Raw genomic sequence first — 22,230 nt, 5'->3', positions numbered from 1 at the left:
GGATGTGTTAAACTATTGTCAATCGAAGCCTCCGGTTGACAAATGCAGGGTTTCTCATGGAATACGCAGTCGGGGCGGGGTCTCGCAGGGAATTCCTCAGGGCGGGGCTGGCGGGGATGGGTTCGCTGTCGCTCTCGGGTCTGCTCCAATTGCGGGCGCAGGCGGAGTCGAACCGCGAGCGGAAGGCCGTCATCCTGGTCTGGCTCAGGGGCGGGTGCAGCCACCTCGACACGTACGACCCCAAGCCGGATTCCCCTTCCGAATTCCGGGGGCCCTTCTCGACCATCGGCACGAAGACGAAGGGGCTGCGGATGACCGAGTTGCTGCCGCTCCAGGCGGCGATCTCGGACAAGTTCAGCGTCCTGCGATCCATGGCGCACACTGGGGGCGGACACCCGGCTGGGTCGCTGCAGTTGCTCTCGGGCGACCCCGACCCGGCGGATAAGCCGGGGCCGGCCTTCCCCGACGTCATGTCGGTGGCGAATTTCCTCAGCAAGCAAGAAGGCCGGGCGCTGCCGAATTACGTCGGCGTGAACCCGGTCCACGGCTATGACGGGTTCCGGATCGCCGGGCCGGCGTTTTTGGGCTCGACGTATGAGCCGTTCGCCGTGATGGGGGATCCCTCGGCCCCTGACTTCCGCGTCAACTTCGGCGACGCCATGGCCGACGACCGCCTCCGCAGCCGCGGCCGCCTGCTCCAGTCGTTCGACGAGATGAGGCGCTCGCTGGATCGCTCCGAGGCCGAGCGTTCCATGAACAGCTTCCAGGCCCGCGCCCTGGAGTTGATGACGAGCCCGCAGGCCGCGCTGGCGTTCGATATCTCTCGAGAAGACCCGAAGCTGCGCGATCGCTATGGCCGGCATTCCTGGGGCCAGCAGTGCCTCATGGCGCGTCGGCTCGTCGAGGCGGGGGTGGATCTCGTCACCACGACCTTCGACGGCCCCCTTTGCGGTCGGGTCGCCAACTGGGACGACCACGCGGTCAACCACCACGTCTTCGACGCCCTCAAGTTCCGCGCACCCTACTTCGACCAGGCGGTCTCGGCCCTGATCCAGGACGTCCACGACCGCGGCTTGCAGGATCGCGTTTTGGTCATCGTCACCGGCGAGTTCGGCCGCACCCCTCGCATCTCCTACGTGGCGAGCAGCGGCGGCGGCGTCGCGAGCGCCCCGGCGGGGACCACCCAGCCCGGCCGCGACCACTGGAACCGGGCCAACTCGATGATCTGGTCGGGGGGCGGGATCCCGGGGGGGCAAATCATCGGCGCGACCGACAGCCGCGGCGAGGACGTCGTCGACCGCCGCGTCGGCCCGCACGACTTCATGGCCACGATCTACCGCCACCTCGGCATCGACTACGAACGCACCACCATCCCCGACAAGCTCGGCCGCCCGATCCCGATCGTCTCCAACGGCCAGGCCATCCCCGAACTGATCGGCCGGTCGTAACGAGGCGAAGTTCCAAACGAAACGACCCCTGCCGACCGCAACGTGTACGGTCGGCGGGGGTCTTCGTTTTGACACATCGAGATTTGCGGGAGAGACGCAACTCTCAAAGGATCAAGGGGCGATCAGGGCGAAGTTGGCTTCGCGGCTGCCGCTGGTGGCGGGGGAGTAGAGGAGGAGGCGGCCGGCGAAGGGGAGCATCGTGACGCTGGCGTCGTCGAACGGGGTGTTCTCCAACACCGTGGTCCACTTGCCGGTCGCCGGGTCGAACGACTCGATCGAGTGAACGGGCTCGAAGTGATTCTCACCCCCCCTGGTGAAGCCGCCCGAGAGGTACAGCTTGCCGTCGAGGGGGACGAGGTCGGCGAAGAGGCGGGGCTTGGGAGACTCGATCGTGCTCCAGGCGTTGGCGTCGAAGTCGTAGACGTCGACCGTCTCCACCAGCTTCATCTCGTCGTTCAGGCCGCCGACCATGTAGTACTTGGAGCCGAGGACCGCTCCGCCGAACGAGCGGCGGGCGTTCGGGGCCTTCGGGCCGAACGCTTCGAAGGTCGAGCCCTCGCTCTTGGGCTCCCACTTCAGGACCTCGACCGGCATCTTCTTCTTCTCCTGGCCGGGGCGAGGGTCGAAGATCGAGCCGCCGAAGACGTAGACCGCATCCTTGTACACGGCCTTGCCGAACATCCCGCGGGCGTCGGGCAGGCTCGCGCCGGTCTTGGTCCACTTGCCCGACTGCGTGTCGAGCTTGAAGACGTCGCCCAGCGTGCGCGAGAGGTTGCCGTCGGGGCCGATGCCGCCAATCAGGAAGACTTCCGACTTCTTCGCTGGGTTGACGACCAGGGCCGCCGATTGTCGGAGCTCGGGCAGCGGCTCGATCTCGCGGGCGTCCAGCTTGCTCAGCGAGAGCTCGACCCCTTCGCGGATCAGGTTCTCGGCCTTGAACGAGTGCGGCTCGGTCGTGCGGTTGCCGCCGATGGCCAGCAGCTTCGTGCGGACGGTGGCGAGGGCCTGGCCCTGCCTGGCATCGGTCGTGGTGGGGACGCTCCAGGTCACGACCTTCGGGCCCGGGACCTCGGTCAGCGGGAGCGACTCGACGATCCGGACGGGCGAGCCGGCGAAGTTGCCGCCGACGGCCAGCAGGTCGCGCGAGTTGCCCGGCAGGAGCCGGTGCGTCAGGCGAGGAACCGCCAGCTTGCCGGCCTTCTCCCAGGACTGGCCGTCACCGCTGAGGCGATAGAGGATGCCGTCGTGGGCGTTGACGTAGAGCTTGCCGGCCACGCCGAAGGCCGAGGCCGCGAACCCTTGCATCTCGCCGCCGGGGATCTGCGGGCCCTTCGACCAGGCGTTGGTGGCGGTGTCGAAGATGTCGACGTCGCGGACGACCTTGCCGTCGTCGGTCAGGCCGCCGAGGACGTAGATCTTGCCCGCGTTCTCGGCCACCGCCAGCGCCCTGCGCTGGAAGGGAGGGGTCGGGAGCTTCTCCCAGGCCGCGTCCTTCTTGGAGAGGTCGAAGACGAGGGCGTCCTCGACGAACTCGGAGTCGGACGAGGGGTCGCCGCTCATGGCCCAGCCGCCGACGACGTAGATCTTGTCGCCCGCGACGACGGCGTCGTGGGTCGACCGCGGCGCGGGGAGCTTGGGCAGGTCGGTCCAGGTCTTGTTCTGCGGGTCGAACCGGGCGAAGTCGGCGACCGACGTCAGGTTGTCGGGGGTGCCGGGCTTGTTGGTGGCCGCCGCGCCGCCGATCCGGTAGAGCATGCCGCCGTGGGCGACGAGCGTGACCCCCTGGAGGGCCGGGCCGCAGGGGAGCTCTTCCCAGGTGGTGCGGTCGCCGAGGTCGAGGCGGCGGAAGTGCTTGGTCGTGGTGGCTTCGCTGTACTTGTGAGTGTCGCCGATGTGGCCGCTGTAGACGTAGAGCCAGCCGTTGCTGACGGCGCCTCCGAAGCTATTGACGGCCTCGGGCATGACGGCGAACGGGGCGGTCCGGCTCGGGGTCTCGACCTGCGTCACGGCCTCCGCGGCCTTCTCGACCTTGGCCGTTTCCTTGGGGACGTTGCTCGCGACGGTCAGCGTCGCGTAGTAGCGGGTCTCGGGGAATTGCTTGCCCTCGAATTCGCCGGCCTCCTTCTCGACCCACTTGGCGAGGAGCCCGGCCTTCCCTTCGGCGACGCCCGGCATGTCGATGAGGCCGTCGGCGTCGGACTTCAGCTCGATCGACTTGCCTCCTTCGGGATACGCCTTGACGACCGCGGCCGGGGCGGGCTTGCCCTTGAAGGTCACGCGGACGACCGGGCTTTTGCCGGGCCGCTCGACGACCATCATGCGGAGGAGTTCGGGGTTCTCGGGCTCGCCGGCGCTCGCCGGGGCGAACTGCACGCGGCCCGTGTAGAGCAGGCGGAAGGAGGCGGGCCCTCGGGTCATCACGCCGAGGTCGCAGAATCCGTCGATGACGTTCGGGGTCGCCTGGGGCAGTTCGACGAGGTACGTGTCCTCCCCTTTGTTCCAGTTCAGGGCCTTGTCGCCGGCCGTGATCTTCGACTTGGCGATGTGGCTCAGGAGCGCGGGGGAATCGGGGGCCGGCGTCTCGCTGAGGAAGGCCTCGACGGCGACCTTCCTGTCCGTCTTCTCCCCGGTCAGCCAGAGGAAGTGCGCCTGAGCCGGCGGCGCGAGCGCGAGTACGAGTCCGAATAACGCGAGCGAGATCGAGGGGGGACGTTTCATGGTTTCTCTCGGGTATCGGCGGTGTGGTTGCTGCTGGGGGAACCGGCGACCCTGGCATCGGGGCCGGCCGGGGGATTCGCGTCAGTATTGGCCGGGGGGGTCGACCGGAGCTTGCGATAGAAGGCGGCCTCGGCCTCCCTGTTCTTGCGCGCCACCTCCGCCATCTCCCTGTTGGCGACCGCCGTCCTCTCGGGATGCAGGTCGGCGATGGGGGAGAGGGGGCTCGGCTCCTCGGTGCAACCGATGGAGCCGATGAGGGACGCCGCGAGCAGGAACGCGGGCCTCGAGATTCGTTTCATGCGATCGCCTCGTTTGTCGATCGGATCGAGTCGGCCTCGATCATTTATTGCTCGACGTTGATCTTGCCCCGGGTCTTGGCGGCCTCCGCGGCCTTCGCCTTCGCGGCGGCGGCGTCGGCCTCGGCCTGCGCCTTCTGGAGCTTGGCGGGGTCGGCGTCCCCCTTGACCGAGAGGTTCTCCTCGGCGTTGCCCCCGCCGCATCCCGACGCCCAGGGCAACGCGGAGAGGGCCACGACGGCGAGTCGTCGGATCATCGGCTTCTTCATCGGAACGGACCTCGTCATGAACAGGGCGAACGCCCGCCGGCTTCTCGGCCCCGGCGAGCGCGATTGTATCAAAGAGTCCTGGGATCAATACTGGTCGGACGAGGTGACTTCGCCGCCGGCGATCGTCGACAGGGCCATGTAGGCCTGCGGGTTGATCGAGTTCTTGATGAACCGGACGGAGCCGTCGCCGAAGAGGAAGTTCACGCCGCCGGGGTGACGGCCGCGGAAGTTCGGCAGGGTCTGGCCGTTGTCCGCGGTGGCCGGGCCGGAGAAGTAGTCGGTCGACGAGGCGTAGCCGCAGTCGTTCAGCTTGTAGAAGTTCCCGAGGCGGTCGGTCGTCTTGCCGATGATCCCGCCGACGATGTAGTCGGTGTTCCAGTTGCGTCGGCGGCCGTAGGCCATGAAGGCGAAGTTGTCATAGTTCTTCGCGTCGGCGTACTGGTCGCGGCGGGTGCAGACGCGGTTGGCGCCGAAGCCCACGGCGATGAACGGGTTGCCGTCGTTGCCGCCGATCCCCTCGCCCATCGCGAAGGTCTGCGAGAGGCCGTCGGTCACCTCGGCGAGCCGGACGAAGTTGTCGATGCCCGCGAAGCCGCGGCTGCCCGAGTTCAGGAACGGCGTCGAGACGAAGTTGTCGGCGCCGCCGTTGAAGATGTAGTCGGTGACGGCCGCCGTGTTGATCGTCCAGCCCGAGCTGGTCATGCCGAACTGCCCCTGCGCCCGGTTCGACGGGCAGAGGAAGGTGCTGATCAGCGTCGCGTGGGCGGTCGACTGCGCCGCGAGCGACCAGCCGTAGTACGTGCCATTGGGGGGGCCCGCGTTCACCGAGGCGTTGAAGTTGAAGGCGTTGAAGATGTTGTTCTGCTCAAGCTGCGGCAGGATCGAGGCGAAGCCCGTGAAGTTGCCGTAGACGTGGCCGATGCTGCCGTGCCAGGCGGCGGGGAAGATGCCGCTGGAGCTCTCGTAATTGTGCAGGGCCACTCCGAGCTGCTTCATGTTGTTCGTGCACTGGGCGCGTCGGGCGGCCTCGCGGGCGGCCTGGACGGCCGGGAGCAGCAGCGAGATCAGGACGGCGATGATGGCGATCACCACCAGGAGTTCGATCAGGGTGAAGCCGCGACTTCTGCGAGTGGACATCGGTACAAGACCTCGGTTCGATTGATAACGCCAGGCGGGGTGGTAGAGGTGACCGGCACGGCGGTCGAGGATGTTTGCCTATCGGGCCGACCACGTCGGCGATGCACGCCCCACTCGCTGTCGAGCCAACACGCCCCGCTTCGGACGCTTCCCGGGGATGGCAGCGAACAGGAGTTAATGCGACGGCGTCTCAGATCGGGCGTCATGCCGATCGAAACGCTGCTCATTTCATCGCGTTGAGATGTGCGCCCTGGCCGTGGTGGCCAACGATCGAGGGTGGAAAAGCCTCCCACCCCGGACCCGTCGAGGCCTCGAGCGTCTCCCGGCGCCTTCGCCGTGTCCACGCCCGGCCCCTCCGGCCGATTCGATCGCCAATAGACTCGCTGACGGCGCCATGGAACGGTCCCGGGGAATGCCTCATCTGCATCAATGGGGGGACCAGCCGCATTGATGCCTGAGATTTTGTCGAGACTGAGATTCAGTCTCAACGATCACGATTAAACGCTCTCGCCATGGGCCGTGTCAAGCATGGACTGATCTTTTTTCGAGGGGGAATTCCTCCAGGCCGATCCTCGGCGGCTTGGCGGTCCCGGCGATGCTCGAGCCACGATTCTTCAATCGGGCCACGGCCTTATCAAAATCCGCGACGATCGAGTCAGGCCCGGCGCCGACGGCCAGCAACGCCAGGGTCGCCACCAGCCATGGAATCGATCTCGAAATCCGCGAGTACTTGGGCATGTCACCCGCTCCCATCTCAATCACCTTGGCTGGGTCGATCTGATGAAGGCTCGGAGCCTCGACCCATCGGCGTTATTATGATGAGAGAGGCTCCGTCGCCAGGGTCCTGGCGCTGATGGGACACGGGCATGTCTCGCATCTCGCGATAATGCTGGCACCTGATGGGACAGCCGCCATCATAACGCCAGGGCATGTCACCCACGGTTCGTTCGGCCTTTTTTGTCCTTTCAGGATGCTCCTTAACTGGCATATACGGGGTCACGCCGCGACGGGAGTTCGCCCGCGATTTGCCCCGGACGAGAAGAGGCGTCAACCGCTCATATGGCAAGGTAACTCCATGTTCAAGGGTGGCCGCGATTGGGACAATCGGGGTCGCGCAGCGACGAGAGGCCGAATGCAAAAAGGCCCGGCCGACACCAGGGACCATCTGCGATTGATTCGGCCGGGCGAGACGGGCGATCGTGGGTCTGCCGGCAGTCTTTCGGCTGCTGCGCAGCCCTGGGGATGAGACAAACTGTGTCTCTCCGCATAGCGGGCTCGGTATGTCGCTAGGGATAGGAATTCAGGCCTCCGCGAATCGGCCGAGGCGGATTGCGTCGTGCCTCTTGTCGCTTCGCGACCCCGATTGTTCCAATCGCGGCCACCCAATCCATTGCCTCGATCAGGCTGTTTGGACGGGCTCTCGTCGTTCCCGGGCCCTTGGAGATGGCCGGGAAAACCGCAGAAGGCCTCGCGTTTCGGCCGAGCGATCGGGCGGAAAACCTCGTGTCGCTTCGCAACCAAGGTTGTGCCAATCCGGGCCACCCATAAATATCATGAATCGGCCGAGGTTGGGGGAAGGCCGATTGGGTTTCCGATCGCCATAGATCGGCATGGAAAAGCAAAAGGGAGGGCCGACACCGTGTGTCGGCCCTCCCCTTGATATTTACGAACACAGCTCCAACCGGCGGCTCAGACCTTGAGCTGGGCGCGGAGGGTGTCGAAGGTGGAGTGGCTGTCGCGGCCGAAGACGAAGCGGGTGGGGAGGCCGACGATCCGGCTGGCGCCGAGGGTGAAAAGATGACGCTGGCAGGCCGTCAGCTTCTTGGCGGCGACGAGGGCGGTGACACGCCAGCCGGGGGCGTCCTGGGCGTCCCAGACGTCGCCGCGGGCGATGTGCTGGGCACCTTGATCACGCAAGTAGGCCGCGACGGCCGCGGCGGTGCCGTCGCCGGGGGCGGCGGGGTTGCCGACGACTTCGAGGTGGAGCCAGCCCTCGGAGGCCCGGACGCCGTCCATCGCATCGAGGAGGAGCGCCAAAGGCCCCGTCACCCCTTCTTCGGCCAAAGCCGCGAGGCTCGGGGCGTGGCCGATCAGGCAGGAGGCGGAGTCGAGGACCGTGCCCGCCTCGATCTCGCGGAGGCGGTTGTCCTTCAGGGTCGTGCCCGAACTCGTGAGGTCGACGATGACGTCGGCGATCCCGAGGCTCGGGTGCAGCTCGAGCGCCCCGTCGGAGTCGATCAACTGATAGTAATAGATGCCCCACTTGCGGAAATACGTGCGCGTGAGGGCCGGGTACTTGGTCGAGACCCGGAAGGTCTTGCCCGCGGCCTTGAACTCGGCCGTCAGGTCGACGAGGTCGATGACGTGGTTGACGTCGATCCAGCTCTCGGGGACCGCCACCACGAGCCGGCAGCCGCCGTAGCCGAGGTCGGGGGTCACCACCACCGAGCTCTCGGCCTCGTGGGCCCGCTCGGCGTACAGATCCATGCCCGTCACGCCGAGGTGGCAGCGCCCTTCCTCGACCTGCGTCACGATGTCCGTCGGCCGCATGAAGACGACGTGGAACCGGGGATGGCCCGAGATGATCGCCTCGTATTGGCGATCGCTGGCGCGTCGGACCTTGTAGCCGGCCGTCTTGAGGATCTCGACGATCCCCTCGTACAGGTGCCCCTTGGAGGGGACGGCCAGGCGGATCGGGTCGATCTTGGTCGTGCTGGTGCTGCTCATCGGCGTGCCTCGGCTTCCTCGCGGATGAGCTCCCGGAGTCCATAGGCGACGGTCTTGTTCTGGGAACGTCGCGCCAGATCATGAAGGACGAGCGAGCCCATCTCGTCGTCGGCGGACTCGCTGACGACGACGAGCCGGTTGATTCTCAGGGAGTTCGCGCGGGCCTCGGCCCTGGCTCCATCCAGGCCGGCCTCGACGATGACTCGGGCACCGTGATTCCTCAGGTACGTCGCAAGTCGGGTCGCGTGCGGGATCGCCGCGGGGCTTGCGGAGGCGAGGAGGAACCCGTCGGGCTCCTGCGCCTGGCCGGCCACCTGCTTCGACTGGAGCACCTGCCAGAGCCGCTCCATGCCGAAGGCGAAGCCGACGCCCCGGTCGTCCCGATCGCTGCCGAGGACGCGGGCGAGGCCGTCGTATCGCCCTCCGCCGCAGACTTCCATCGGGCCTTGCGGTGTCGGCACGATCAGCTCGAAGACCATCCGCGAGTAGAACCCGATCCCCCGGCCGAAGCCCAGGTCCAGCTCCACGCGGTCGAGCGGGACGCCGTAGGCTTGCAGCGACTTGACGAGGTCGTCGAGCGCGGCCACCGAGTCGGGGGCGCTCTCGCCGTACTCGGCGTGCAGCTTGCCGAGGATCTCGGGGGGCTTGCCCTTGAGGTCGGCGAGGTTGTGGACGCGGGTCCGGACCCGTTCGAGGGCGTCGACCAGCCCGTGGCCGAGGTCCCACTTGCGGCGGAGCCTGCGGACGACCTCGTGCCCCGAACGTCGGCCCGTCACCACCGGCACGAGCGTGCGGAAGAGCCTATCGATCCCGGCGTCGTCGGCCCGGTCGACGGATTGGGGGATTTCCAGGTCCCCGGTCTCGGAGGCCTGGAGCCAGCCGGAGAGCTGCTCGAGGCCCGACTCGATCGCGCGGGTGTCTCGCCCTTCGGCGGCGGCCTCGCTGAGCCGCTCGATCAGGGCCGATGCCAGGGGGGCCGGCAGGCCAGAGCGTTCGAGCATCTCGAGGATCAGGCCGACATGGCCGATCCGGATGGTCGCGCCTTTAATACCGGCTTCGGACAGGGCCCAGTCGGCCAGCCAGATGACCTCGCCGTCGGCGAGTGGGCCCGAGTCGCCCAGCCGCTCGACGCCGACCTGCTGGAACTCGCGATAGCGGTCCGGGCGCGGGGTCTCGTAGCGGAAGACGGGCCCGGCGTGGCTGACGCGCCAGGGGAGTTCCGGGGTCTCGGCCGAAGCCGTGTAGGCCCGGACGATGCCGGCGGTCAGTTCGGGGCGGAGGCAGACACCCCCTTGCCCCGAGCCGGAGAGCTCGAAGAGCTTGGAGACGATGCCCGCGCCGCTCTTGCGCTCGTGCAGCTCGGTGAACTCGAGCACCGGCGTGCGGATCTGTTGATAGCCGGCCCTGGCGAAGCGGTCGAGCAGCAGGGCCTCGAGCTGGGCGAGTCGGGCGTAGTCGCCCGGGAGCCAGTCGCGCGTGCCGCGGACGGTGTCGACCGGGCTCTCGGCGATGGCGTTGGGTTCGGTCGTCGAGGCGGCGTTCATGCACCCGCCCCTTCGATCGCGCTGAGTGCTTCGCGCACCGTGGTCTCCAGGTTGCTGAGCGGGATGCCTTTTCGTTCCTGGCGGGTGGCGAGGTCGCGGAGGTTGAACACCTCGCTCGCCCGCTCGTCGGGGCCGACGATCACCGCAAACTTGTGCCCCCGGTTCGAGCCGTAGCCCATCTGCTTGCCGATCTGGAGCGGCTCGGGGAAGACCTCGGCCCCGATCCCTGCGACACGGAGCCGCCCGGCCAGGTTCACCGGCACGGTCGGGTCGACCCCCGGGAAGTTCGCGACGAGCACGGGGGCCGTCGTCGACGTCCCCTTGAGCCACTTCGCCTCTTCCAGCAAAGCGAGGAGCCGGTCGAGCCCGATCGAGGCCCCCACGCCCGGCAGCCTGCGCTCGGTGAAGAGGCTCGCGAGGTTGTCGTAGCGGCCCCCCGAGGCGATGCTGCCGAACTTCTCCCAGCCGTCGACGGTCGTCTCGAAGACGACCCCCGTGTAGTAGTCGAGCCCCCGGGCCAGGCCGAGGTCGATGGCCAGCCGGTCCAGCGAGGTGCCCGACGCGGCGAGCAGCTCGAAGATCTGCCGGAGGTTCGCGATCCCCTCGACGGCCTTGGGGTGGGTCCCGAGGATCGACTCGGCATGATCCAGGACCTCGGCCTTGCCGCGCCCGGCCTCGACGAAGGCGAGCACCTTCTCGGCCTGCTCCTGCGTCAGCCTCGCCCCGCGCTCGGGGGCGTCGGCCGTGGCGGCCTCCCCTTGCTGCAACTCGTCGATGACCTTCTCGCGGCCGATCTTGGCGAGCTTGTCGAGCGACCGGAGCACGGCGCTGGTGCGGTCAGAAAGGCCGAGGCTGTCGAGCAACGCATCCAGGATCTTGCGATTGTTGAGCGTGATCGTGAACGCGGGGATGCCCGCGGCGGAGAGGGCGTCGTGGATGACCTGGGCGGTCTCGGCGTCGGCCAGGGGGCTCTCGGTCCCGACCGTGTCGAAGTCGCACTGGACGAACTCGCGGAACCGCCCCTTCGCCGGCCGTTCGCCCCGGAAGACGCTGCCGATGGCGTAGCGCTTGAAGGGGGTGCCCAGCTCGTTGACGTGCTTGGCGACGAACCGGGCGAGCGGGACCGTGAGGTCAAACCGCAGCGCAAGTTCGCCGGGGGTCCCCCCCTTGTTGGTGACGTCGAAGATCTGTCGCAAGACCTCGTCGGAGCCCGCACCCTTGCCGGTGAGGACTTCCATACGCTCGATATGCGGGGTCTCGATCGGCACATAACCGAAGGAGCCGAACGTCTTGCGGAAGATGGCGAGCATGCGCTCGCGCGGGATCATCACCGAAGGGGGAATGTCCCGCAGCCCGCTGGCCACGCGGGGATCGATCATGGCAGGCTTATCCCTTACTGGAACGTCAAGGTCAACCGGCTCGCGGTCGCCCCCGAGATCCCCCCCTGGTGCGTCGTCGCGGCGACGCCGCCTGCCTCCAACGGATGAGGATCCCACAACCTCCTCGAGCGTAGCAAACTCTTTGGCCGATCGCAAGTAGCGGCGATCCCCCCTGCCTTGCCCAGCTCCCGTTTCTGACGGCTCGGGGAGGTCCGCAAGCCCGGGGGTCGGGATGGCCCCGGCCCCCCAGGTTCGCCCGTCTCAATCCCTTAGGTACGGACTTGTGAGCGACTTCTTGGCCTTCAACAGGTCCTTCGGGGTCCCCTCGAACATGATGGTGCCCCCCTTGCTCCCCCCCTCGGGGCCGACGTCGATGATCCAGTCGGCGTTCTTGATGACGTGGAGGTTGTGCTCGATGACGACGACCGAGTTGCCCGCGTCGACGAGCCGGTTCATGACCCCGAGCAGGTGGCCGATGTCCGACATATGGAGGCCGGTGGTGGGCTCGTCCATGACGTAGACGCTCCCCTTCTTGTGCAGTTCGGTCGCGAGCTTGATGCGCTGGCACTCGCCGCCGGAGAGGGTGCTGAGGGGTTGGCCGAGGCTAAGGTAGTCGAGCCCGACGTCGCTCATCGCCTTGAGCTTGCGGACGACCTCCTTGAGCTTGAAGAACTCGAGGGCTTGCTGGACGTTCATCGCGAGGACGTCGCTGATGGACTTGCCGTCGAGCTTGTAGGCGAGCACCTCGTCCTTGAACCGCTTGCCACCGCAGACTTCGCAGGGGGTCTTGATCTCGCTCAGGAAGGCGAGGTCGGTGTAGATCACCCCGAGCCCCTGGCAGGTCTCGCAGGCCCCCTTCGAGTTGAAGCTGAAGAGGGAGGCGTTGACCTTGTTCGCCGTCGCGAAGGCCTTGCGCACGTCGTCGAGGATCCCCGTGTACGTCGCCGGGTTCGACCGGCTCGAGACCCCCACGGCCGACTGGTCGATGACGATGGCGTCGGGGTTCTGCTGCAAGAAGGCCTGGTTGATGAGCGAGCTCTTGCCCGACCCGGCCACCCCCGTCACGACGGTCAGGACGCCGGTCGGGATGTCGACGCTGACATCCTTGAGGTTGTTCACAGTCGCATTCTTGACCGAGAGCTTCCCCTTCGGCTTGCGGAACTCGGGCTTGAGCGCGATGCTTTGCTTCATGTGCCGACCCGTCAACGTATCGGCACCGAGCAACTCGTCATAAGACCCCTGGAAGACGACTTCGCCCCCGTTCCGCCCCGCCTTCGGGCCGACGTCGACGACGTGGTCGGCCACCTTGATGACGTCGGGGTCGTGCTCGACGACGATCACCGTGTTCCCCTTGTCGCGGAGCTTCTGCAAGAGCTCGTTCATCCGGTGGACGTCGCGCGGGTGCATGCCGACGCTCGGCTCGTCGAAGACGTAGAGCACGTCCATCAGGCTGCTGCTGAGGTGCTTGACGATCTTGATGCGCTGGGACTCGCCGCCGGAGAGGGTGTCGGTCTCGCGGTTCAGGTTGAGGTACTCGAGGCCGATGTCCTCGAGGTGTTGCAGGCGTTCCACCAGCGTGTTGACGATCGGGCCGGCGATGGGATCCTCGATGGCCTTCAGGAAGGCGATCAAGGCCGTGATCTCCATGTTGGCTAGTTCGGCGATGTTGAGGCCGTTGATCTTGCAATCCAGGACCGCCCGGCTGAGCCGGGCCCCCTTGCAGTCCGAGCAAGGGCCCATCGTCAGGTACGGGGCGACGGAGTTCTGGGTCCGCTCCGACATCGTCTTGACGTCGCGTTTGATGTACTTGGACTCGAATTTGTTGATGATCCCCTGGAAGGTCAGGTTGATCTCCTTGCTGCCGACCTTCGTCTTGACCTTCATCGGCTCGCAGTAGAGGAGTTGATCGAGCTCCTTCTGCGTGTACTTGGAGAGCTTCTTGTCCGCGTCGAACAGGCCGGAATCGATGAGGAGGTGCCAGCCCCAGGAGTCGACGGCATACTCGGGATAGATGATCCCCCCCTCATTGACGGATTTGGACTTGTCCAGGAACTTGTTGAGATCCACGTCGAGCTTGCGGCCGAGGCCGTTGCAGTTGGGGCACATCCCCTGCGGGTCGTTGAAGCTGAAGACGTTGACCGGGCCGGCGAAGGGCTGGCCGATCCGCCAGTAGAGCCTGCGCAAGATGCTATAGATATCCGTGACCGTCCCCACCGTCGAGTGCGAGCCGCCGCCGAGCCGCTTCTGGTCGACGACGATGGCCATGCTCAGGTTCTCGATCGCGTCGGCCTCGGGCTGCGGATAGCGCGGCAGGAAGTTGCGGACGAAGAGGCTGAAGTTCTCGTTCAGGAGCCGCTGGGCCTCGTTGGCGATGGTGTCGAAGACGATCGACGACTTCCCCGAGCCCGAGACCCCCGTGAAGATCGTGATTTTGCGCTTGGGGATGCGGAGCGAGACGTTTTTGAGGTTGTTCTCTCGGGCGCCACGGATCTCGATATATTCCTGGGGCATGGATTCGCTCCTCCCTATGAGAACAATCGTTACATCAATCAGTTATCAGGCGAAGCGTGGCGCGTCGCCTTTTGGCCGGCAGTCGTCGATGCGACTTTGCAGCAGATCCTGGTCGGTGCGCGAAGTCGTCCAGCGCAGGGCCTCGAGCCAGGCCATGCGGGCGGCCTCGTGCTCGCCGAGCCGGAAATGCAGCTCGCCGATGACGGCGTGCCAGCCGGGGTAGCGGGCGGGCACGTCGCGAGGCGGGACCTCGGCCAGGCGGTCGAGGCCGGCCCTCGGGCCTTGGAGGAAGGCCTCGGCCACCGCGCGGTTCAGGGCGTGAATCGGCGACGGGGCAATGCGGTCGAGCGTTTCATATTGCTCGGCGATGCGTCGCCAGTCGGTTTCGGCGAAGGTCGGGGCCCGGCAATGTTCCCAGGCGATGCCCGCCTCGATGTGGTAGCGCGTGAGGTGATCGCCGTCGGCCGACCTGGCGAGCCACTCCATCCCCTCGCGGACGTCGGGCCAGTTCCATGTGGAGCGGTCCTGCTCTTCGAGGAGGACGATGGCGCCGTCGAGGTCGACTCGGGCGTCGAAGCGGGCGCCGTGGAAGCACATCAGGGCGAGCAAGGCGTGGACCGCGGGGACGTCGCCGACCGGGTGGGCGGCGAGCATCTTCGCGAGCCGCCTGGCCTCGTCGCAGAGGTCGCGGCGGATCGGGACGTCGCCGTGCGTCGCGTGGCAACCCTGGCTGAAGAGGAGGTAGACGACCGCGAGGACGGCGTCGAGCCTGGCGGAGAGCTGGGCCGGGGCGGGCGTCTCGAACTCTACGTCGAGCTCCCTCAGGCGGTCTCGCGCACGCTCGACCCGCTTCTGCACGTTGGCATCGGTCGTGAGCAACGCCCTGGCGGTCTCCGCCGTGCTGAACCCGCAGAGCGTCCGGAGGGCCAGGGCCACGCGCGACTCGGCCGGCACGGCCTCGTGGCAGCAGACGAAGAGGAGCCGCAAGGATTCGTCGCCGATCTCGTCGGCGAAGTGGGCCTCGATCGGCAACGTCTCCGGCGCGACGCCTTCCGCCAGGCGCGGGAGGGCCTGGGCGTGCGTCCGCTCGCGCCTGAGGGCGTCGATCGCGAGGTTGCGGGCCGTGCGATAGAGCCAGCCGGCCGGGTCCTCGGGGACGCCGCGACGCGACCAGGTCTCCAGGGCCTGCAAGAGCGCAGCCTGGACGACGTCCTCGACGAGGGCGAGCCGGCGCACGCCGAGCGACCGGGTCAGCAGGGCGCTGATCCGGCCGAACTCGTGGCGGAAGAAGTGTTCGACGAGGTCGCGCGGCTCGCTCACGCGTAGCCGGCCATTTCGCGGATCTCGATCAGGGGGTTGCCCGGGCACTCGCGGGCGATGGCCAGGGCCCCTTCGATGTCGTCGGCCTGGATGATCGTGAAGCTCGCGATGAACTCCTTGGCCTCGACGTAAGGGCCGTCCGAGACGATCCCATCCCGGATCACCTTCCCCTCCGGCTTCAGGCCGTCGCCGCCGGGGAGGATCGCCGCGTTGAACTTGTTCATCCACGCGTACCAGGCCGCGCCGAGGGCCTGCATCTCCTCGGGCGAAGGCTGGGAAGTCGGCTCGGTGGAGTGGCGGACGAACAGCAGGAACTTGGCCATGGACGGGTCTCCGATCTTCGCAGGCGTTGGCGGGGGCCTTTCCCCCGCCGAGCGTGAGTACAACGAACGAGCCGCGACCGTTCGGACAGGTCCTATGGGAAAATCTGTGGAAGGGTCCGCATCCGGGTCGATTGGCCGGGGTCGCCGCGTCTTCCGATGCGAAGTCGATGGGCCGAGGTGGACATCTGAGGGCACGTCCGAGAGGCGGCCATCATGGGAGATGTCGTCGAGGGCGTCCACCCCGACTTCCACCGGCGATATCCCCGGATCCGGCCGACCGCTAATCCACCTCATCGGGCGGAAAGGTCACGCAGGGATCGACCTATCAACCCGCATTTGGCGAAGCCTCAGATCGGTGGATGCCGGACATCGATGTGTGAGGTGATTGCAGGCCGGCTCGACCTGGGGGATGAAGCCGTGGGCCTTGCGGTAGTTGCGGCCCTTTGTGAGAGGGGTTGGTCGCACTGTCTACGGGTGTAGTCCGAAAGCTTTAAGAATCTGACGATATCGAGATGTGGTCAGACCACTCGGTGACTTGAAGGTGCCGGGATCGCCCGGAAATCGCGGCGCAATCGGCAGGCCGAGGGGGAATCGCGTTGCCTCGCGGCAACGCGAGGGGCGACCGGCTTGCGGATTTCTTCCCGGGTTCCTGGCGAGCGGACCGCCGGCTCGTACCCCCCTCTCGGCGAGTCCGACGCGGGGCTTCATGGCGGTCTTGCCCCGAAAAACCCGGGTTTTTCGATGGTTCCAATCCCGATCGACATGATCTCCGAAATATTAGCATGTGTTCGTATGTTCGGAGGTCTGGGCCGCGGGATCGGAGCCAATTGTGGAATCAAGAGCCACTAAGGTCTTGCGGGCGCACCATGTGCATGGCATGAATATCGACACCGAAAACTCACGAATCAACGACTTTCGACCCCGGCGAGGGACCGACACCCCGCAGGATGACGCCTTCTTTGAGAGGGCCATTGTCCTGGGTGGTGAAGAGGACTTCCTCGAGGGTCAGCGACGCCGATCGGATGTGATGATCCATCGCGCGGGCGGCCCCGTCGGCGTCGAGTTCCCGCAACTTGACGACGACGTCGAGATGCTCCCAGACGTCATCCGATCGCGAGTAATTGGTGGCGGCGTCACGCAGGTGCGAGACGTCGCGTAGCGTCCTGAACAGGGTCAGATAACGATCGATCTCCGCGGTGAGCCGGGCACTGCCGCAGGAGATCGAGATGAGGCCGTGAAGCTTGTTGTCACAGTTGCGTGCGTCGTGATCGCGTTGCTCGTCGGCGGGCCTGGCTCCGAGTTGCTTGAACTCGGCCTCGAGGATCTGGAGGTCGGCGTCCGGGATGCGCCCACAGGCGCACCGGGTCCCCTCCGCCTCGAGGACGCGGCGGATCTGGCTGATCTCCCGGACCTGCTGGGGCCCGAAAGGGAGGACCACCGCCCCTCGGTTCGGCAGGAGCTCCACGATCCCGAGCGCGGCGAGCTCCACGAGGGCCTCTCGCACCGGTGTCGGGCTCACCTCGTACAGCTCGGAGAGCCGCTGGACGACGAGTCGCTGCCCGGATTCGAAGCTGCCCTGGAAGACGGCGGCGAGAATCCTGGACGTGACCTGTTGCCTCAGGTTTCCCCGAGAGATCGGGCCATTGGATGTGCCAACGATGAGGGATGGAATACTCATGATTTAACTCATCCGTCCCGGTCGGTTGACGACGGCTTGCGGCGGTTGGACCCTCTCAACTATACGCCGAAGTACCCTCGTATCGAGCGAGAAGTGTCACAAACCGATTCATGCACTCACGCTTAATGATTTAATCTTAGATCCTAAGAACGTCGATTTTCAGAACTGACCCCTTGAGAAGTGTGTGTATTTTATATATAGTCTTCAGGATCGACTCTTCTCAAGATCTAAACGCGAATTAAGTTCCCGCTCATGAACGGCCGGGTGATGGATCGACCATCTCCCTGTTTTGTCATGGGCTGGGTCGTCAACCGGACTTCCCCCGAAAGTCCCGGCGTGCGGTTCCGTCATCGCCGCAGTCGGAGAACGTCGATTCATTCTTATTCCCAGAGGAGACGCATCCCCATGCCTTCGTCCCGTCGTCGAGGTTTCACCCTCATCGAATTGCTCGTCGTGATCGCCATCATCGCGGTCCTGATCGCCCTCTTGCTCCCCGCCGTGCAGGCCGCCCGCGAGGCCGCCCGCCGCGCCCAGTGCACGAACAACCTGAAGCAGATGGGCCTGGCCGTCCACAACTACCTCTCGCAGCAGGGCTCGTTCCCCCCCGTCATGGGCAACTGGAACACGACCGGCAGCGCCGGCCCGAACGTCTCGAACCCCATCGGCCCGTGGCCGCTCGGCTGGGGCGTCGCCATCCTGGGGAACATGGAGCAGACTGCGCTCTTCAACGCGGCCAACTTCTCGTTCGGTGCCAACGAGGCGCCCAACACGACGATGGTCTACTCGAAGATCGCGGGCTACCTGTGCCCGTCCGAGAGCCAGAGCAACGGCCCCTGGCCCGGCGTCCCCTCGTACATGAGCTACGCGGCCAACATCGGCGGCCCCGCCTCGATCCAGGCCTGGTCCGGCACGATCGTCCCGATGATCGGCACCACGACCACGAGCTGCCAGTGCTACGCCAATGGTAACATCGGCAGCTTCGGCACGCAGGGCATCGTCGACGGCACGTCGAACACCGCCCTCTTCAGCGAGAAGCTGATCGGCATCCAGACGCCCTCCGCCGGCGTGATCATGCCCGGTAGCGCCTTCGCCAAGCGGGTGATCTTCTCCGCCGTGGTGAACATCACCGCCGACACCGGCGGGGCCGCCCAGGCCCAGCAGTTCTATCAGGCCTGCCGCTCGGTCCCCGGCTCCTCGGTCGCCGTCGGGACGAATTACTGGAACGGTGCGTGCTGGGCGGGCAGCCACGCCGGCACCCTCCGCTTCAACACCTACAGCCACGTCAACACCCCGAATGGTCTTTCCTGCACCCCCGGCTCGGGCGAAGATCCGGGCGGCGTCACGACGGCCATCACCGCCTCGAGCAATCACTCGGGCGGCGTGAACATGGGCATGGCCGACGGTTCGGTCAAGTTCGTGAAGGACTCGATCAACAACCAGATCTGGTGGGCCGTCGGCTCACGAGCCCTGGGCGAAATCGTCAGCTCCGACGCCTTCTGATTTCGGATTCAGATGATGGCGGGAGGGGCGGGCTCGGCCCGCTCCTCCCGCTTCTGTTTTGCCTCAGGCCGGGCGGAAAGCCCGTCCTCTTCCCAGACCGCAAGATCGTCGTCCCTTCCCGATGGAGAGGGGCGAAATTCGAGGAGATTTTGATGCACCGTCGATTCCGCGTGATCAGCCTGTCGACCCTCGCCGCGTTCCTCCTGGCCGTTATGGGTTGCGGTTCCGAAGGCAACGTGAACTCGTCAGATACCTCGCCCGACGCCGCCAAGGAAGCCGCCGCCAAGATGCCGCCGCCCCCGAGCTTCGGCAAGACGAAGAAGAAGAAGTAAGGGAAGCCATCGGTTAAGGACTGGCCGCCGACGTCGGTGAATGCAGATCTCTGAGGTGAGCAACGATGCGTCGCATGGTGGTCGGCCTCTCCCTCGTCGTGGTGCTGGCCGGCCTCGCCTGGGGTGCCTATCAGGTCTACGAGGCTCGGCGCTTCGATGCGAGGCTGGCCGAAGCCTGGCGAGATGCCTCGCTCGGGAAATTCGACCGGACCCGCGAGTGGTTGCTCACCCTCCCCCCCTCCTTCCGCTCACAGAACGCGGACGTCGCCGACCTGCTCGGCACCTCCGAACACGCCGCCGGGAACTATGAGGCCGCCATCGCGGCCTGGTCCCTGATCCCGTCCAAGTCGTCGAGGGCCCCACGCGCCGCCCTCGCGATGGCCAGGACCCTCGTCGGCGACCTCGGCCGCTTCGCCGACGCCGAGGCGATCCTCGAGAAGGCCCTCGAGAAGCCGAGCCCCAACCGCGTCGAGATCCGCCAGACCCTCAGCCAGCTCTACTTCTGGGAGTCGCGCCGGGAGTGGATGAGGCGGCTCATTCTCCAGGGGTGGGACGAGGCGAGGCAGCCGGCCGAAGACCTCCGCGACCTCTGGCAGATCGACGACGCCACCGTCCAGCTCGACGAGGTCGACGCCGCCGTGACTCGCGCGGCCGGCCTCGCGCCCGACGACGACCGCGTCTGGCTCGCCCAGGCGGGCCTCGCCATCCAGTCCGCCCGGTTCGACCAGGCGAAGAAATGGCTCGACGACTGCCTGAAGAAACGTCCCGAGGACACGGCCGTCTGGCGTGCCCGGCTCTTCCTCGGCAGGGCGATGAATCACGCCGAGGACGTCCTCGCCACACTGAATCACCTCCCCATCGACGCCCTCTCGGAGCCCGAGCTGCTCGAGCTGAAAGCCTGGCTCGCCTCGACCCGGGGGCGGACGCAGGACGAGCAGAAGGCCCTCGAGGAGCTCGTCGCCAAGGAACCGGGCCAGACCCGGGCCTTCGAGCGGCTCGCGGTGATCGCCTCGCAGGCCGGGGACCTCGAACGAGCCGCCTCGCTCCGCAAGCGCAAGGCCGTGCTCGACGAGGCGAAGGACCGCTACCGCCGGCTCCTCGTCGACGCCGTCCCTAAGGACAGGCTGGTGGAACTCGCGGAGCTCGCCGGGACCCTCGGGCGTCGGTTCGAGTCCAGGGGCTGGTGGCTCGTCGCCGCCCGGCTCGAGCCGGAGAATCCCAAGGTTGCCGAGGCGATCGAACAGCTTCGCGGACAGCCCGAGCCGGGCTTCCTCGTCCTGAACCAGAAAGGCTCAGTCGCTGAATACCTCGGCGACCTCGCCGGGCCGACCGCCCTCGCGAGCAAGCCGGGCGAGGCGAAGGACGTTCGACCCTCCTACGCCCCCGAGTTCCGCGACGATTCCAGGGCGGCGGGGCTCGAATTCGTCTTCGACAACGGCCGCTCCCCCATCTGCCAGATGCCCGAGACGACGGCCGGGGGCGTGGGCCTGCTCGACTACGACGGCGACGGCTGGCTCGACGTCTATGCGGTCCAGGGGGGCACGTTCCCCCCGTCCGCCTCGACGCCCCATCAGGCCGACCGCCTCTTCCGCAACAAGGGGGACGGCACCTTCGAGGACGCCACGACCCGCGCGGGGTTCCCGGAGACCTCCACCGACTTCTCGCACGGCGTGACGGTCGGTGACTTCGACAACGACGGCCACCCCGACCTCTTCGTCACCCGCTGGCGCAAGTACGCCCTCTATCGCAACAAGGGTGACGGGACCTTCGAGGACGTGACCGAGAAGTCGGCCCTCGGCGGCGACCGCGACTGGCCGACCTCCGCGGCCTTCGCCGACCTCGACAACGACGGCGACCTCGACCTCTACGTCTGCCACTACCTCGTCTGGGACGCCGAGCACCCCGCGCTCTGCGAGCGCGACGGCTCCACCCCGATTGCCGAACGGGTCGACCCTGACCGCAAATACGGCTACTGCATGCCCAGGCCGTTCCCCGCCCTGCCCGACCATCTGTTCCGCAACGACGGCGGCAAGTTCGTGGACGTGACGGCCGAGGCCGGGATCGTCGATACGGATGGCCGAGGCCTCGGCGTGGTGGCGGCCGACGTCGACGACGACGGCAAGGTCGACCTCTTCGTCGCCAACGACACCACCGCGAACTACCTCTGGCACAACCTCGGCGGGATGAAGTTCGAGGAGCTGGGCTTCTCCAACGGCGTCGCCTGCAACGCCGACGGTGCATTCCAGGCGGGGATGGGGACCGGCTGCGGCGACCTCGACGGCGACGGCCTCCCCGACCTCGTCGTCACCAACTTCTACGGCGAGTCGACCACCTTCTTCCGCAACCTCGGCGGCGGCCTCTTCGGCGACGAGTCGGCCGCCTTCGGCCTCGCCGCCCCGAGCCGGTTCCTGCTCGGCTTCGGCATCTCCCTCTTCGACGCCAACAACGACGGCCGGCTCGACCTCGCCCAGGCCGACGGCCACGTCAACGACGACCGCCCCAAGTTCCCCTATGAGATGCCGACCCTGCTGCTCGTCGGCGGCGAGGACGGCAAGCTCAAGGATGTGAGCGCCACCGCCGGGCCCGCGTGGAGCGTCCCGCAGGTCGGACGAGGGATGGCCGCCGGTGACCTCGACAACGACGGCCGGATGGACCTGCTCCTCCTGCCGCAGAAGTCGGCGATGACCTACTTCCACAACGCGACGAAGGGGGGGCACTTCCTCACCCTCAAGCTCGAAGGCAAGGGGTCGAACCGCGACGCCGTCGGGGCCCGCGTCACCGTCAACAGCGGCGGCCGTCGCCAGGTCGCCCAGCGCACGGGGGGCGGCAGCTTCCAGTCGTCCCGCGACCCCCGGATCCACTTCGGACTTGGCGAGGCGGATCGCGTGGTGGATCTGGAAGTGCGGTGGCCTTCGGGTAAGGTCGACACCCATCGCGACCTCGCCGCCGACACCGCCTACAAGGTCGTGGAGGGTGAAGCGGCTCCGATCCCAGCGCCCGGCTTCGCGAAGGCCGGGTTGAAGATCTCCGCGAGGGGCGGGCGTTGAG

16 protein-coding genes are annotated in these 22,230 nt (G+C 66.8%); 4 read left to right on the top strand and 12 right to left on the bottom strand.

What is annotated here, in order from left to right; translation table 11 throughout:
• Positions 1-56 precede the first annotated feature (56 nt).
• Positions 57-1,448 carry a DUF1501 domain-containing protein gene (locus ACOYYX_RS34770; protein ID WP_422927248.1) on the top strand — a complete coding sequence of 464 codons (1,392 nt, stop codon included), beginning with the start codon at positions 57-59 and terminating at the stop codon, positions 1,446-1,448.
• A 111-nt stretch (positions 1,449-1,559) separates the two neighbouring features.
• Here ACOYYX_RS34770 and ACOYYX_RS34765 read toward each other — a convergent pair whose 3' ends face one another.
• The 12 genes from ACOYYX_RS34765 to ACOYYX_RS34710 form a co-directional block, all read right to left on the bottom strand.
• A complete protein-coding gene (locus tag ACOYYX_RS34765; protein ID WP_422927247.1) occupies positions 1,560-4,166 on the bottom strand; it encodes a DUF1668 domain-containing protein in 2,607 nt (868 codons plus the stop codon).
• The gene (locus ACOYYX_RS34760) at positions 4,163-4,465 is read right to left on the bottom strand and encodes a hypothetical protein (RefSeq protein ID WP_422927246.1); all 303 of its coding nucleotides are present in this window, start codon (positions 4,463-4,465) and stop codon (positions 4,163-4,165) included. The genes ACOYYX_RS34765 and ACOYYX_RS34760 overlap by 4 nt, the downstream gene beginning before the upstream one ends.
• Positions 4,466-4,509: 44 nt before the next feature.
• Positions 4,510-4,731 (bottom strand): hypothetical protein, encoded by a 222-nt coding sequence (locus tag ACOYYX_RS34755; RefSeq protein WP_422927245.1) that lies wholly within the window; start codon positions 4,729-4,731, stop codon positions 4,510-4,512.
• An 84-nt stretch (positions 4,732-4,815) separates the two neighbouring features.
• Entirely contained in the window at positions 4,816-5,868 is a 1,053-nt protein-coding gene (locus ACOYYX_RS34750; RefSeq protein WP_422927244.1) for a DUF1559 domain-containing protein, read from the bottom strand.
• 522 nt (positions 5,869-6,390) lie between these two features.
• Positions 6,391-6,606 carry a hypothetical protein gene (locus ACOYYX_RS34745; RefSeq protein ID WP_422927243.1) on the bottom strand — a complete coding sequence of 72 codons (216 nt, stop codon included), beginning with the start codon at positions 6,604-6,606 and terminating at the stop codon, positions 6,391-6,393.
• A 951-nt stretch (positions 6,607-7,557) separates the two neighbouring features.
• The gene (hisG, locus tag ACOYYX_RS34740; protein ID WP_422927242.1) at positions 7,558-8,595 is read right to left on the bottom strand and encodes an ATP phosphoribosyltransferase; all 1,038 of its coding nucleotides are present in this window, start codon (positions 8,593-8,595) and stop codon (positions 7,558-7,560) included.
• Positions 8,592-10,139, bottom strand: a complete 1,548-nt coding sequence (locus ACOYYX_RS34735) for a histidine--tRNA ligase (protein WP_422927241.1) — start codon at positions 10,137-10,139, stop codon at positions 8,592-8,594. Before ACOYYX_RS34735 ends, hisG begins: the two co-directional genes overlap by 4 nt.
• Complete coding sequence (gene hisS, locus ACOYYX_RS34730; protein ID WP_422927240.1) at positions 10,136-11,518, bottom strand: histidine--tRNA ligase; 1,383 nt, start codon at positions 11,516-11,518, stop codon at positions 10,136-10,138. The genes ACOYYX_RS34735 and hisS overlap by 4 nt, the downstream gene beginning before the upstream one ends.
• A gap of 261 nt (positions 11,519-11,779) precedes the next feature.
• Positions 11,780-14,029, bottom strand: coding sequence for an ATP-binding cassette domain-containing protein (locus ACOYYX_RS34725; RefSeq protein WP_422927239.1), 2,250 nt, complete (start codon positions 14,027-14,029; stop codon positions 11,780-11,782).
• 45 nt (positions 14,030-14,074) lie between these two features.
• A complete protein-coding gene (locus ACOYYX_RS34720; protein WP_422927238.1) occupies positions 14,075-15,349 on the bottom strand; it encodes an RNA polymerase sigma factor in 1,275 nt (424 codons plus the stop codon).
• A complete protein-coding gene (locus tag ACOYYX_RS34715; RefSeq protein WP_422927237.1) occupies positions 15,346-15,672 on the bottom strand; it encodes a YciI family protein in 327 nt (108 codons plus the stop codon). The genes ACOYYX_RS34720 and ACOYYX_RS34715 overlap by 4 nt, the downstream gene beginning before the upstream one ends.
• 898 nt (positions 15,673-16,570) lie before the next feature.
• Positions 16,571-17,350, bottom strand: coding sequence for a GntR family transcriptional regulator (locus ACOYYX_RS34710; protein WP_422927236.1), 780 nt, complete (start codon positions 17,348-17,350; stop codon positions 16,571-16,573).
• 405 nt (positions 17,351-17,755) lie between these two features.
• Here ACOYYX_RS34710 and ACOYYX_RS34705 point away from each other — a divergent pair, with 405 nt between their 5' ends.
• The 3 genes from ACOYYX_RS34705 to ACOYYX_RS34695 all read left to right on the top strand — a co-directional run bounded on the left by ACOYYX_RS34705 (position 17,756) and on the right by ACOYYX_RS34695 (position 22,229).
• On the top strand, positions 17,756-18,850 hold the full coding sequence (locus ACOYYX_RS34705; RefSeq protein WP_422927235.1) for a DUF1559 domain-containing protein: 1,095 nt from the start codon (positions 17,756-17,758) through the stop codon (positions 18,848-18,850).
• Positions 18,851-19,002: 152 nt separating this feature from the next.
• Positions 19,003-19,182: a hypothetical protein gene (locus ACOYYX_RS34700; protein WP_422927234.1), complete on the top strand. Its 180-nt coding sequence runs from the start codon at positions 19,003-19,005 to the stop codon at positions 19,180-19,182.
• 65 nt (positions 19,183-19,247) lie between these two features.
• Positions 19,248-22,229 (top strand): FG-GAP-like repeat-containing protein, encoded by a 2,982-nt coding sequence (locus ACOYYX_RS34695; RefSeq protein WP_422927233.1) that lies wholly within the window; start codon positions 19,248-19,250, stop codon positions 22,227-22,229.
• The last annotated feature ends 1 nt before the right edge of the window (position 22,230 follow it).

Origin of the sequence: Singulisphaera chitinilytica (assembly GCF_049331405.1) — a bacterium.
Lineage (GTDB): Bacteria > Planctomycetota > Planctomycetia > Isosphaerales > Isosphaeraceae > PoT.
The sequence above is the reverse complement of the archived record's forward strand: the minus strand, read 5'-3'. Positions and strand labels throughout refer to the sequence as shown.

Excerpts from the sequence above, each read along its gene's own strand:
- ACOYYX_RS34770 (WP_422927248.1), top strand. The coding sequence starts at position 57 with ATGGAATACGCAGTCGGGGCGGGGTCTCGCAGGGAATTCCTCAGGGCG.
- ACOYYX_RS34765 (WP_422927247.1), bottom strand. The coding sequence starts at position 4,166 with ATGAAACGTCCCCCCTCGATCTCGCTCGCGTTATTCGGACTCGTACTC.
- ACOYYX_RS34760 (WP_422927246.1), bottom strand. The coding sequence starts at position 4,465 with ATGAAACGAATCTCGAGGCCCGCGTTCCTGCTCGCGGCGTCCCTCATC.
- ACOYYX_RS34755 (WP_422927245.1), bottom strand. The coding sequence starts at position 4,731 with ATGAAGAAGCCGATGATCCGACGACTCGCCGTCGTGGCCCTCTCCGCG.
- ACOYYX_RS34750 (WP_422927244.1), bottom strand. The coding sequence starts at position 5,868 with ATGTCCACTCGCAGAAGTCGCGGCTTCACCCTGATCGAACTCCTGGTG.
- ACOYYX_RS34745 (WP_422927243.1), bottom strand. The coding sequence starts at position 6,606 with ATGCCCAAGTACTCGCGGATTTCGAGATCGATTCCATGGCTGGTGGCG.
- hisG (WP_422927242.1), bottom strand. The coding sequence starts at position 8,595 with ATGAGCAGCACCAGCACGACCAAGATCGACCCGATCCGCCTGGCCGTC.
- ACOYYX_RS34735 (WP_422927241.1), bottom strand. The coding sequence starts at position 10,139 with ATGAACGCCGCCTCGACGACCGAACCCAACGCCATCGCCGAGAGCCCG.
- hisS (WP_422927240.1), bottom strand. The coding sequence starts at position 11,518 with ATGATCGATCCCCGCGTGGCCAGCGGGCTGCGGGACATTCCCCCTTCG.
- ACOYYX_RS34725 (WP_422927239.1), bottom strand. The coding sequence starts at position 14,029 with ATGCCCCAGGAATATATCGAGATCCGTGGCGCCCGAGAGAACAACCTC.
- ACOYYX_RS34715 (WP_422927237.1), bottom strand. The coding sequence starts at position 15,672 with ATGGCCAAGTTCCTGCTGTTCGTCCGCCACTCCACCGAGCCGACTTCC.
- ACOYYX_RS34710 (WP_422927236.1), bottom strand. The coding sequence starts at position 17,350 with ATGAGTATTCCATCCCTCATCGTTGGCACATCCAATGGCCCGATCTCT.
- ACOYYX_RS34705 (WP_422927235.1), top strand. The coding sequence starts at position 17,756 with ATGCCTTCGTCCCGTCGTCGAGGTTTCACCCTCATCGAATTGCTCGTC.
- ACOYYX_RS34700 (WP_422927234.1), top strand. The coding sequence starts at position 19,003 with ATGCACCGTCGATTCCGCGTGATCAGCCTGTCGACCCTCGCCGCGTTC.
- ACOYYX_RS34695 (WP_422927233.1), top strand. The coding sequence starts at position 19,248 with ATGCGTCGCATGGTGGTCGGCCTCTCCCTCGTCGTGGTGCTGGCCGGC.